Origin of the sequence: Occallatibacter sp. (assembly GCF_049582745.1) — a bacterium.
Lineage (GTDB): Bacteria > Acidobacteriota > Terriglobia > Terriglobales > Acidobacteriaceae > Telmatobacter.
Genome location: NZ_JBAUUO010000168.1, coordinates 23,514 through 35,449, shown reverse-complemented (window position 1 = coordinate 35,449; position 11,936 = coordinate 23,514). Strand labels below are relative to the sequence as shown.

Below are 11,936 nucleotides of genomic sequence, written 5' to 3'. Positions count from 1 at the left end.
AGACGCATTTCAGTCTGGGGGTGGTGAGCGAAGGATCTGCTTCTTGTCTTTACTTCCAGTGGCCAGACGCAGATGCGAAAGGAACCAACAATTGACGCCCGACCTTCTCATCCGTCCCGTACAACAATCCGACTTCGACCAATGGAAACCCCTCTGGGATGGCTACAACGCCTTCTATGGCCGCAAGGATGCTGCAGCGCTGCCCGACGCGATCACCCGCAGCACATGGTCTCGCTTCTTCGATAGTTACGAACCCGTTCACGCATTAGTCGCCGAGCAAGCGGGACGAATCCTTGGCCTCGTGCATTACCTCTACCATCGCAGCACAATTTCGATTGCGCCAACCTGCTATTTGCAGGACCTGTTCACCGTAGAGGCGGCGCGCGGCAAGGGCATCGGCCGCGCACTCATTCAGGAAGTCTATCGAATCGCCGCTGATGCGGGCTGCGGCCGGGTTTACTGGCTGACACACGAAACAAATGCAACCGCAATGAAGTTATATGACAAGGTCGCGGAGAAATCTGGATTTGTCCTCTATCGCAAGAATCTCTGAGCAGAACTTTTAAACTTATCCGGCGGCGACACATCGAAACGAGATCGCAAATGAAAAGAATCCTCGTCTCTTGGAGCAGCGGCAAAGACTGCGCATGGGCCCTCCACCTGCTCCGCCAACAATCCGGCATTAAAATCGTGGCCATGCTCACCACCATCAACTCCGAATTCGACCGCGTCGCCATGCACGGAACCCGCAGCGCAGTCCTCGAAGCCCAGGCTTCAGCCGCCGCCCTTCCGCTGTGGAAGATCCCGCTGCCCTGGCCCTGTTCTAACGAGGAATACGAATGCCGCATGGCCGAAGTTTGTCTTCGCGCTACCAGCGAGGGCATTGAAGCCATTGCATTCGGCGACCTGTTCCTGCGCGATGTGCGCACTTACCGCGAAAAACAGCTACAATCCACCGGCATCGAGCCGCTTTTTCCGCTCTGGGATATTCCCACGCAAGAGTTGGCCCTCGATATGATCTCCAGCGGCCTGCGCGCCAAACTTGTCTGCGTCGATTCCCGGCAGCTCGATCCGTCGTTCGCCGGCCGCGACTTCGATGCCGCATTGCTTCGCGATCTGCCTGCGTCCATAGACCCATGCGGAGAGCGCGGCGAGTTCCACTCCTGCGTTTACGACGGCCCCATGTTCTCGCATCCCCTCGCGCTTGACGCCGGCGAAACCGTCGACCGCGACGGCTTCATCTACGCCGACTTCAAGCTCGCAAAAACTCTGGATCACGATCGTCAGCCGGCCCCCGATATTCCCGTCCGCCAATCAAAAACGCCCTCACCGGAACCATCGGTGAGGACGTTTTCTTTATGAATGATTTCTCTCAAGCGCGAAACTTATGCAGCGACTTCCACCTCGGCGCTGAGAGCTTCGATGGCCGTAAGGCAGTCATTCCTGCTTACATCGTGATGCGTCACAGCCCGGATCGCGTTCGGCCCAACCGTGCTGATCAACACGCCGCGAGCCTTCATCCTTGCCACAAGTTCCGCCGCACTCAATTCGCCCTTCAACTTGAAGATCACGATGTTTGTCTCCACCGCGTCCAGATCGATATCGACGCACTCCATGTGCGACAGCGCCTCTGCCAGCAGCCGCGCATTGCCATGATCCTCGTGCAATCGGGCCGGCATCTTCTCCAGCGCAATCAGTCCCGCCGCAGCCAGTACACCCACCTGCCGCATGCCGCCGCCCAGTGCCTTGCGAAATATCCGCGCCTGCTCCATCATCTCCGCCGAACCCACCAGCATCGATCCCACCGGCGCGCACAGCCCCTTCGACAGGCAGAACATGATGGTGTCGAACCCGCGCGTCAACGTCTTCACATCCACGCCCAGCGCCGTCGATGCATTAAAAATCCGTGCCCCATCCAGATGCACCGGCAGCTTGCGCTCTTTTGCGTTCGCCCAGATCTCTTCCATCACCGCCAGCGAAGTACAGCGCCCGCCCGTGAGGTTCGCCGTGTTTTCAATTTCGATAAGTCCCGTCGCCGCGCGAAACGCTCCTCGCTTGTAGATCACCGGCTCAATGTCCGCCCACGTCAGAGTTCCCCGCTCCGTCGGCACCGCACGCACCAGGCATCCTGAAAATACCGCCGTCGTCGCCATCTCCCAATCCAGAATGTGCGACCGTGATTCGCAGATCACTTCCTGCCCCGGTTGCGTCAGAAGCCGAATGGCGATCTGGTTTCCCATCGTGCCCGTCGGCACAAACAAAGCATCCTCGCGCCCAAAGATCTCCGCGGCCCGCTTCTCCAGCAGGTTGACCGTGGGATCCTCGCCATACACGTCATCTCCCACCTCGGCCGCTGCCATGGCCATCCGCATCTCCGGCGTAGGCCGCGTAACCGTATCCGACCGCAAATCAATCAACTCAGACAAGCCACACTCCTCATTTAGGATCCGATCACTGTCCACTGATCACTGTTCACTTATTCACTAGTTCACTTATTCACTAGTCCACTTGTTCACTGTGAACTAAGAATTGTGAACTGTGAACTGCCTTCAGGGTATCTGCCCCATCGGCAATTCCATCACCGGCGTCACCTTGCCGTTTGTCGACGCATACGCCCACATCCCGTGAAAATTCTCGCGCAATCCCGGCTGCGCCTTCAGCAGCGCTCCCAGCACGGCGATCGCTTCGGTACGCAACACGGCTGGATCCGTTGATCCCGTCGACTCATATGACACGCCAAGGTCCGCCTCATGCAGTGAAGCGTCCAGCCGCACACCGTCGATCTTCCACGTCCGGTCGCCGCTCGTCACCGAATAGGGAAACGAGTCAGCGGTCGGACCACCCTTGATCTGCGCCTGCTCCTGCACCAGCTTGTCCAGGTTCGGCGACGACAGAAAATCAACCGGAAGTTCCAGGTAGCGCGCCGTTTCATACGTGTACCATGCCGCCCACGGCAGATTGCTCTGCGCCAGTTCGCGCGCCCGCGTCCAGTACCAGACCGCATCGTGGCCGTTGAACTCACCCTGCCGTGCAGAAAATCCACCCAGCTTCCATCCCGGAGCCCCGGTCGTATCCCATACCAGCACGAACCCCATCTGACCTGCCAGTGGCACCCCGGCAGCATCCGAAAGAATCAAGGCATACTTCCCCGGCGGCAACGCGTGCATGCTGATCGTAACCGTCATCGACCCGTTTGCGTTCGAGCAGAAAAACTGCGTATCCGACGGCCCCGTCAGCGAGCTTGCATCCAGCAGATACATATTGCGCAATTGGACCTTGCCGCCCTTCACCAGAGGCGCAGCATTCTCGATTGCGTCGTGGATCCCATCCCATTGCCCCGCCATGGCCGGAAGCAGAATGCTCTGCAATGCGCTCGTGTCCTGCCGTAGCACGGCATCCGACAATTGCTCGCCAATCGAAGCCAACGTGCCGCGAACTTCCGGTGCCAGGGCGGCCTGCGTCGTGCAATTGGCAGCAAATCCCGGCGCCGGAACCAGGACCAAAAGCGCGGCAATGAAACTTCTCGAGCAGAAGCGCATCGATTGCTTTTCCTCTCTACCGCACAGCAGGTTTCCTAACTGGAGTGTCGCCCAGCCGGCCATTCTGAGAACCGGCAACAGGCCCGGTTCCAGCAACATCGCCGTCCGGGTTCGCCGATTACGAAAAGACGCCTTAAAAACTCTATGAGCGTTCCACGGCCACTGATAGTCTAATGCAGTGGGGCGCTGTGATAACGTCCCTCCACATCAGCACAGCATCAAGCGCCGGCACAGCCCTGAGGGAATGACCTCCATGCGAACATTCACCGCGCCGCAGTCACGCATCGCTTCCTCTCATCGATTCCCTTGCGTAATGCTCGCCGGTGCACTCTTCGCCGGTACCCTTCTTTGCGGCGCACCCATTGCAGCGCAGTCTCCAACCCATCCCGCAGTCGCTGCCACATCGTGGAAATCACAACCGGTCCGTCCGCACCATGCACGCTCTCACCGGCATTTGAAGAAGCAGGAACCTGTTCCCGTAGCCCCTACTCCGCCCCCGCCTCCCATGCCCGACTGGCCGATCAACGACAAGCCTATACCCGCCTCTGTCGTTTGGGACGCCACCGGACTTCGCATCAATGCCTCCAACTCCAGCCTCCAGCAAATCCTCAGCGAGGTCTCTACTGAGACGGGGACGAAAGTAGAAGGTTTGAATGCCGATCAGCGCGTTTACGGCGAGTATGGTCCCGGCGAGGCGCGCGACGTGCTCTCGCAACTTCTGCATGGCTCCGGATACAACGTGCTTCTGGCCGGAGATATCGGTCAGGGCGCCCCGCGCGAAATCATTCTCAGTCCACGCCAGACCGGTCCCAATAGCCCGCCGAATACCGCCATGAATCGCCCCCAGCAGGAAAGCGACGAAGATGTTCCCGAACAGCCTGAAGATCAGCCCCCCATTCAGGCTCCGCAGATGCAAAACACTCAGCGCCCCGGCTTCGGGCCCGGCGGCCCCGTCCGCACTCCGCAGCAGGTAATGGAAGAAATGCAGCAGCGCCAGATTCTGCAGCAACAGCAGCTTCAGGAGCAACAGCAGCAGCAGCAACAGCAGCAGCAGAATCCGCCGCAGTAGCTCGCTTCCCCGCCTGCGCAATAAGAAAAACCGATTTTAAGTTTTATCCCCAAACGCATGAAAGCGCGCCGCTTACATCCCGCGTCGACGCGCCTTGATGGTCAGGGTGTTGTTGATTTTATTCCGGCGCCAGCTGGGTTCTTACCTTGATCGCCATCCGAGCTGTCCGCGGACGCATCAGCGCAAAGCCCACGCGAAAAATTCCATAAGCGGTAAGTACGCCAAACGCCATCGCCCCAACTGCGGCGCAAACCAGCATCACTAAATTAATTACATCTGCCATCTTTTAAGACCCCCGTCAAAAATTGCTGGGGAAAGTTCCTTATCGTTATTGGATGCATGCCCGGCGCTTCTTGCCGAATGCTGCAGCTTTCTCTCAAGGATTGTCTCAGAAAACCTGCCGCGTTGACCCTTGTTTCTATTGCCAAATAGAATACCCCTAGTACGTACGTAATTCCGGACCGGGCTACATAACGAAGGTTCACATCGAGTTCCCTGCGCGTAACATCAGCATCGCAGTGCATCTCCAGGGCACCCACCATCTCCATCGCCTGACCATGCCAATTACTCACATTTCGGTGCGTGGAGCGCGCCAGCATAACCTGCGCGACATCAACGTGCGCATCCCCCGCAACACGTTGACCGTGGTCACCGGACTCTCCGGCTCCGGCAAAAGTTCGCTTGCCTTCGACACCATCTACGCCGAGGGCCAGCGCCGCTACGTTGAAACGCTCTCGGCCTACGCCCGCCAGTTTCTCGATCAGATAGAGCGCCCCGACGTCGATTCCATCGAAGGGCTCAGTCCCGCCATCTCCATCGAGCAGAAAACCACTAGCCGCAGCCCTCGCTCCACCGTCGGCACCATCACCGAGATCTACGACTACCTCCGCCTCCTCTACGCCTCGGTGGGTACCCCCCACTGCCCCAACTGCGGCCGTCTTATTACCCGCCAGACCGCCGACCAGATCGTCCAGCGCATCCTGCAAATGGGCACCGGCGAACGCGTCACCGTAATGACCCCTATCGTCAGGGGCCGCAAGGGTGAGTTTAAGGATCTGCTCGATCAGCTTGATCAGCAAGGCTTTCGCGCCCGCGTCGACAGCGAAATCGTCGACCTTTCCGAGCCTCCGTCGCTCGACAAGCGCAAGAACCACACCATCGAAGCCATCGTCGACCGCATCCTCCTGAAGCCAAGCGTTGTCGACTCCTCCACTGAAGTGGGTGCCCCATCCTTGACGACGGCATCATCGTCGTCAAGGGTGGGTACGCACGATCCTCACCCCGGCAAGCCCTCCGTCGAAAAACGCCTTGAATCCGCAGTCGCCAAAGCCCTTCAACTCTCCAACGGCCTCGTTCTCATCGGCTTTGCCAACGGCGAAGAGCAGATCTTCTCCTCCTCCATGGCCTGCCCCGATTGCGGCTTCGACGTTCCCAAGCTCGAGCCACGCAGTTTCAGTTTCAACTCCACCTTCGGCGCTTGCCCGGAGTGCCACGGACTCGGCTCGGTCTACGATCTCGACCCTGCCAAGGTCATCACCGACTGGTCGAAGCCCCTGCTCGACGGCGGACTCGGCCCCGGCTCGGCTTCGCAATACCTGCTGCGCCTCATCAATCTTGCCTCTGAGCGTTACGGCATCGATCTCAAGAAGCCCTTTGAAGACCTGCCTCCCAAGCAGCAGCACATCCTCGTCTACGGACCGCCCAAGGGCGAAGCCCCCCGCACCGGCTTCCACGGCATCCTTAACTACCTCCGCGACACCATCGACGAAGCCCGCAGCGACGGTTACCGCGAGTACATGATGACCTTCATGTCGGCGACGCCCTGTTCCGCCTGTCGCGGCAAGCGCCTCCGTCCCGAGTCTCTCGCTGTCAAAATCAACGGCCTCTCCATCGCCGACTTCACCGCGCTCCCGCTCAACCGCGCCCTCTCCGCCGCCTACGAACTCAACTTCACCGCGCGCGAAGCCCACGTCGCCGACCGCATCCGCCGCGAAGTCATCGAGCGCCTCGAATTCCTCTGCGCCGTCGGCCTCAACTACCTCTCGCTTGACCGCAACGCCAACACCCTCTCCGGCGGCGAAGGCCAGCGCATCCGTCTCGCCACGCAGATCGGCTCTCGTCTTCGCGGAGTGCTTTACGTCCTCGACGAGCCCTCCATCGGCCTTCACCAGCGCGACAACTCCCGCCTAATCGACGCACTCGTCCGCCTTCGCGATCTCGGTAACACTGTCCTCGTGGTTGAACACGACGAAGAAACCATCCGCCATGCCGACTACGTGCTCGACCTCGGTCCCGGCGCCGGGCGCCTCGGCGGTTACGTCGTAGCCCAGGGCACGCCCGCCGACATCATGGCTTGCCCTGAATCCCTCACCGGCAAATACCTCTCCGGCGCCACCGGCATTCTTCATCGCCCCGAACCGCGCCCTCTCACCGGCAAGTGGATCACCGTCCACGGCGCACGCGAACACAACCTGCAGGACCTCACCATCCGCGTCCCGCTCGGCGTCATGACCGTCGTCACCGGCGTCAGCGGCAGCGGAAAAAGCACCCTCATCAACGACATCCTCTATCGCTCGCTTGCCAAGGCGCTCTACGGATCGCGCGAAGAACCCGGCGTGCACGAATCGCTCGAAGGCGCCGATCAGATCGATAAAGTCATTCGCATTGATCAGGCGCCGATCGGCCGCACCCCGCGCTCCAACCCCGCCACCTACACGCAGGTCTTCTCGCCCATCCGCGATCTCTTCGCCTGGCTCCCTGAAGCCCGCGAGCGCGGCTACAAGCCCGGCCGCTTCAGCTTCAACGTCGCCGGAGGCCGCTGCGAAGCCTGCCACGGCGACGGACAGCGCCGCATCGAAATGAACTTCATGCCCGACGTCTACGTACAGTGCGAAGTGTGTAACGGACGCCGCTACAACCAGGAGACCCTTGCCGTAAAATTCCACGGCTACTCCATTGCCGACATTCTTGACCTGACAATCGAAGACGCGCTCACCGTCCTCGCCGACGTTCCCACCGTCCGCCAGAAGCTCCAGACCCTCGTCGATGTCGGCCTTGGCTACGTGCATCTCGGCCAGAGCGCTACCACTCTCTCCGGCGGCGAAGCCCAGCGCATGAAGCTGGCTCGCGAACTCTCCAAGCGCCAGACCGGCCGGACACTTTATCTATTGGACGAACCCACGACTGGCCTGCACTTCGACGATGTGCGCAAGCTGCTCGAGGTCCTGCACCGCCTCACTGACCTCGGCAACTCCATCATCATCATCGAGCACAATCTCGACGTCATCCGCAACGCCGACTGGATCCTCGATCTCGGCCCCGAAGGCGGCGAAGACGGTGGCCGCGTCGTCGGCGAAGGCCGCCCCGCAAAAATCGCAAACACCCCCGGTTCCTTCACCGGAGAATTCCTCGCCCGCTACTACGCCTCCCACAACGGCAAACTCACAGAGATCCCTCACAACAAGATCTCTCCCAACGGTTCCCCTAACGGTTCGCTGCATCAAAACGCTCGTCATCCTGAGCGACCAACGGGAGTCGAAGGACCTGCTTCCAACGATCGTCATCCTGAGCGACCAACGGGAGTCGAAGGACCTGCTGTTGCTCTTGCAACTCCCGCGCGGCCATCTCGCACTAAAAACTCCACAAAGCCGGCAAAGAAATCCAGCAGCAAGAGACCGGTGCGCGCATGAGCACATTCCCCGAGCCGCTTCCCCACGCGCCCGACGACTCGCCCGCTGTCGAGCCCGCTGAGCCGTCGTCCACCGATCCCCTAGCGCCCGAAAACCTTCCCGACCCACCCGCCGAATGGACCGGCGAACCCGCATCCCCCACCCAACCAAACGAGCTGGCCCCGCCTGTCTTCGCCGCTCCGCCCACCGCTGAAGAGATCCTCCGCGAACCCCTCTTCTCCGTCCACGCGCCGCCGCAAATCTACCGCGAAGAACGCATCCCGCACCTCGGCCATCTCGGTCTCTTAGCCCTGCTCGCCCTCTTCGGCCTCATCGGCACCATGATGCTTGTGCCGCTCGCTCTCCACTTTCATCTCTTCGGCATCACCAACCTCACGCAGGCCGCTACCGATTATCGCTACGCCCTCGCCAGCCAGGGCGCGCAGTACATCATCACCTTCGTCGGATGCCTCGTCGTCTTCCCCATCCTCTGGCACAAGCCCTACTTCGAAGGAATTCACTGGCACGGCGCAGACGCACTGCACCGCACCACACGCCTCATCAGCGCGGCGGTCCTATGCTTCTTCGTCGCCATGATTAATGGCATCCTCATGCCGGGCCCCACCAACGCTCCCATCGACCAGCTCTTCAAGGCGCCCGGAGCCGCATGGGTCTTCTTCGCCTTCGGGGTAACGCTCGCCCCGTTTTTTGAGGAGATGGCCTTCCGCGGATTCCTGCTTCCTTCGCTCTGCACCGCGTACGACTGGACCGTCGAACATTTCACCGGCGCCGCAAGACGTACCGTCGACGAATTTGACAACCCGCAATGGTCGCTATCGGCAATGGTCGTCGGCTCTCTGCTCACGAGCATCCCCTTCGCACTCATGCACGGCGCGCAAACCGGTTGGTCGCTCGGACCCTTTCTCCTGCTGATCTTCGTCAGCCTCGTTCTCTGCTCCGTCCGCCTCTACACCCGCTCCCTCGCCGCCAGCACCATGGTCCACGCCTGCTACAACTTCATGCTCTTCTCCTTCATGCTCCTCGGCACCGGCGGCTTCAAACACCTCGACAAAATGTGACTCTGAAATCCTCCCCATCATAAGCAGTGTCATTCTGTGAATGGGGCCCCAAACGTATTCGGGGTCCCCAAAGAGCGACGGGAACCCTCTGGGTGGCTCGTTGGGGCGGAGTTTGGCAGTGGTGAGCGAATAATCTGCTCTTGCTCCCCGCACTTCAACTCACCACAATCGTACCGGCTGCACGAATTAGCCTCGAAACGCCACCGCCCTTGTCATGCCGAAACGCGCTACCGCCGATCTTCCAGCGCCAGCACCGCATAGCTGGTCGCCGCATCGCTCATGAACATGCCCGCATCCGACTTCGGATCGCGGTTCTTGTTCAGCGACCACGCTGGCCACGCGCCCGTCGCCTTGTCCTGGTTCGCTTCGAGCCATTGCAGTCCGCGCGCCACATGCGGCTTTTTGTCCGAAGTAATTAAACTCTCTTCGAGCACAAGCACCGCGAGCCCCGTCGCGTACCCATCCGATCGCGTTTCGAGCGGCGTGCCGTCGCGACGCTTCCATGTGCCGAAATCCGTCAAGCTCCAGCCGCCGTCTTCGTGCTGCAGGCTATTGACTTGGTAGACAAGGGACTGCATCTGGTCCCAGCTCATGAAGCCGGGAAAATACTTCGCAGCCCACAACGCGATCATCTTGTTCACCAGCGGCTGCGTGTCGTAGTGGCTCCGAAGATAGTCTCGCAACAAAGCAACGTTCGCCGCAATCTTCTTGTCGTTCATGTAGCCATCGGGCGCAGCTCCCACAGCCAGCGCCATCAGCGCGGCCCAGTGGTACTGCGATTCTTTTGACTCCCAGGGCGCGTACTCGAAGTTTTGCCACACCCACGCACCGGCATCCGGTCCCGATGCGGATTGAAGAGCCCAGGCATGATCGAATGCCATCCGCGTACGCTCGCTCAGTTGCTCCTTCGGCGCATCGTAACAAGCAAGAATGAACGCGTTCAGCACCGACTCCGCATTGCGCGACTCCACCTCTTTTCCGGCGCCGTACACTGCGTCGCTATAAAAGGGTTGCACATCTTTCCACTCACGAACGCGCTTCTCCACACTCGCCAGCATCACCTGCTCCTGCGCTGAAGGCCCACGCTCGCCCGATCGACTGCGCAGCGAAGGCCTTGCGAGCGCGTAGCTTGCCTGCGTGTGGCAACTCACGCACAGCGTGCCGTGGTCCTTCTGCGCGCGACCCCACCCTTGCCACCACGTTTCGCGACGATCGAGATACTGCCGCGCGGCCGTTGGACTCCAGCCCTGCATTGTGACTGCGGGCTTATCGGCCGCCTGCACATTCACTCCCGGCACACGCATTACGCAAACACAAAGCGCGCCGCTCACCAGGACGACCAGAGTAATCCCACTAGGCAGGAGCTTGTTTGTCATCCTCTGGACCTCTGAATCAATGTGGGAATCTTTGCCTTACAGGCTTTTCTACTGCCAGCATACGTCCGCAAGTTCCATCCCGGCATGTTTTCCCGTTCCAATCTTCCAAATCGAAGGATGTTCCCAAACCATTAACGGCGGTCCTCGCAATGCACAGGCTCGCGCGTTATGCTCACTTCATGGTGCGGTTCACGGTACTGGCGTCGGGCTCCAAGGGAAACTGCACGGTTATCACCGGCAGCAAAACGCGCATCCTCGTTGACGCTGGCCTGAGCTGTCGCGAACTCTTCCGCCGCATGCGCCTCGTCGATGAAGACCCGGCCACCCTCGATGCCATCATCATCACTCACGAGCACTCCGACCACGTCGCGGGCCTCGCCGTTACCGCGCGCAAACTTGGCATCCCGGTCTATTTCACCGAGGGCACCCACCGCGCCTGGGTACGATGGCTTTCACCGCGCAAGCAGATGACTTACGCGCAATGGCTCGAACAATGCCGCAAACAGGCCGCCGCGCGCATGGCCGAAGCCGATGCTGCTCCCGCTGAAGAATGCGATCCCGAAGACGCTGAACTGTCTACTGGATCAGCTGCGACAGAAACACCTGAGCCCGCACCCGTAAAGGCTGCGCCCGAAAAAGACCCCACCTGGCTTCCCTCCCTCCAGTTCTTTCAGTCTGGCAAGCCCATTCAAATCGGCGACATCTCCGTAAGCCCGTTCACCATTCCCCATGACGCCGTGGACCCCGTCGGCTTCGTCTTCCAGGCCGAAGGCGTGCGCATGGCCGTGGCAACCGACCTCGGCTATATCCCGCCCAACGTCAAAGCCCAGCTCAAAAGCGTTGATCTTCTTCTCCTTGAATCCAATCACGACCTGGAGATGCTCCGCGACGGCCCCTACCCCTGGTCCGTCAAGCAGCGGGTCTTATCCCGCGTCGGACACCTCTCCAACGAAGCAGCCGCCACCTACCTCGAAACCGAGTACGATGGCCAGGCCTCCTATGTCATCCTCGGGCATCTCTCTGAAAGCAATAACCTTCCTGAGCTGGCCCGCATCGCTGCCGAACGCGCACTTAACGGCCGCGCCAGTCTCCTGGGCAACCGCCTGTTGCTTGCGGCGCAACATGAGCCCATGACAACTATTTGTTTTTGATAAAACTCGATTACAATCGTAAGTGGGAGTAATGGGCCCTTGCTGAGGATTTAT

Annotated in this window: 10 protein-coding genes; 6 read left to right on the top strand and 4 right to left on the bottom strand. The window is 60.2% G+C overall.

Features of this window, described 5'->3' with window-relative positions; translation table 11 throughout:
• Positions 1–91: 91 nt before the first annotated feature.
• Entirely contained in the window at positions 92–553 is a 462-nt protein-coding gene (locus tag WCA10_RS23605; RefSeq protein ID WP_472824993.1) for a GNAT family N-acetyltransferase, read from the top strand.
• Positions 554–603: 50 nt separating this feature from the next.
• Positions 604–1,362: a Dph6-related ATP pyrophosphatase gene (locus tag WCA10_RS23600; protein ID WP_472824992.1), complete on the top strand. Its 759-nt coding sequence runs from the start codon at positions 604–606 to the stop codon at positions 1,360–1,362.
• A gap of 23 nt (positions 1,363–1,385) precedes the next feature.
• Here the strand turns inward: WCA10_RS23600 and WCA10_RS23595 are convergent, their stop codons facing one another.
• Positions 1,386–2,417 carry a threonine aldolase family protein gene (locus WCA10_RS23595; RefSeq protein ID WP_472825019.1) on the bottom strand — a complete coding sequence of 344 codons (1,032 nt, stop codon included), beginning with the start codon at positions 2,415–2,417 and terminating at the stop codon, positions 1,386–1,388.
• Between the two features lie 132 nt (positions 2,418–2,549).
• Positions 2,550–3,539, bottom strand: coding sequence for a hypothetical protein (locus WCA10_RS23590; protein WP_472824991.1), 990 nt, complete (start codon positions 3,537–3,539; stop codon positions 2,550–2,552).
• A gap of 253 nt (positions 3,540–3,792) precedes the next feature.
• Here WCA10_RS23590 and WCA10_RS23585 point away from each other — a divergent pair, with 253 nt between their 5' ends.
• Positions 3,793–4,608, top strand: coding sequence for a hypothetical protein (locus WCA10_RS23585; RefSeq protein ID WP_472824990.1), 816 nt, complete (start codon positions 3,793–3,795; stop codon positions 4,606–4,608).
• 118 nt (positions 4,609–4,726) lie between these two features.
• Here WCA10_RS23585 and WCA10_RS23580 read toward each other — a convergent pair whose 3' ends face one another.
• Entirely contained in the window at positions 4,727–4,891 is a 165-nt protein-coding gene (locus WCA10_RS23580) for a hypothetical protein (RefSeq protein ID WP_472824989.1), read from the bottom strand.
• A 274-nt stretch (positions 4,892–5,165) separates the two neighbouring features.
• On the opposite strand from WCA10_RS23580, the gene uvrA reads away from it, so the two are divergent.
• Positions 5,166–8,297 (top strand): excinuclease ABC subunit UvrA, encoded by a 3,132-nt coding sequence (gene uvrA / locus WCA10_RS23575; RefSeq protein ID WP_472824988.1) that lies wholly within the window; start codon positions 5,166–5,168, stop codon positions 8,295–8,297.
• On the top strand, positions 8,294–9,355 hold the full coding sequence (locus tag WCA10_RS23570; protein WP_472824987.1) for a lysostaphin resistance A-like protein: 1,062 nt from the start codon (positions 8,294–8,296) through the stop codon (positions 9,353–9,355). Before uvrA ends, WCA10_RS23570 begins: the two co-directional genes overlap by 4 nt.
• 227 nt (positions 9,356–9,582) lie before the next feature.
• Here the strand turns inward: WCA10_RS23570 and WCA10_RS23565 are convergent, their stop codons facing one another.
• Positions 9,583–10,731, bottom strand: a complete 1,149-nt coding sequence (locus WCA10_RS23565; RefSeq protein ID WP_472824986.1) for a hypothetical protein — start codon at positions 10,729–10,731, stop codon at positions 9,583–9,585.
• A 149-nt stretch (positions 10,732–10,880) separates the two neighbouring features.
• On the opposite strand from WCA10_RS23565, the gene WCA10_RS23560 reads away from it, so the two are divergent.
• Positions 10,881–11,882, top strand: a complete 1,002-nt coding sequence (locus tag WCA10_RS23560) for an MBL fold metallo-hydrolase (RefSeq protein WP_472824985.1) — start codon at positions 10,881–10,883, stop codon at positions 11,880–11,882.
• Positions 11,883–11,936 lie beyond the last annotated feature (54 nt).

What these genes read in the sequence shown, in the direction of transcription:
- WCA10_RS23565 (WP_472824986.1), bottom strand. Translation starts at nt 10,731, where the DNA reads ATGACAAACAAGCTCCTGCCTAGTGGGATTACTCTGGTCGTCCTGGTG.
- uvrA (WP_472824988.1), top strand. Translation starts at nt 5,166, where the DNA reads ATGCCAATTACTCACATTTCGGTGCGTGGAGCGCGCCAGCATAACCTG.
- WCA10_RS23560 (WP_472824985.1), top strand. Translation starts at nt 10,881, where the DNA reads ATGCACAGGCTCGCGCGTTATGCTCACTTCATGGTGCGGTTCACGGTA.
- WCA10_RS23600 (WP_472824992.1), top strand. Translation starts at nt 604, where the DNA reads ATGAAAAGAATCCTCGTCTCTTGGAGCAGCGGCAAAGACTGCGCATGG.
- WCA10_RS23585 (WP_472824990.1), top strand. Translation starts at nt 3,793, where the DNA reads ATGCGAACATTCACCGCGCCGCAGTCACGCATCGCTTCCTCTCATCGA.
- WCA10_RS23580 (WP_472824989.1), bottom strand. Translation starts at nt 4,891, where the DNA reads ATGGCAGATGTAATTAATTTAGTGATGCTGGTTTGCGCCGCAGTTGGG.
- WCA10_RS23570 (WP_472824987.1), top strand. Translation starts at nt 8,294, where the DNA reads ATGAGCACATTCCCCGAGCCGCTTCCCCACGCGCCCGACGACTCGCCC.
- WCA10_RS23590 (WP_472824991.1), bottom strand. Translation starts at nt 3,539, where the DNA reads ATGCGCTTCTGCTCGAGAAGTTTCATTGCCGCGCTTTTGGTCCTGGTT.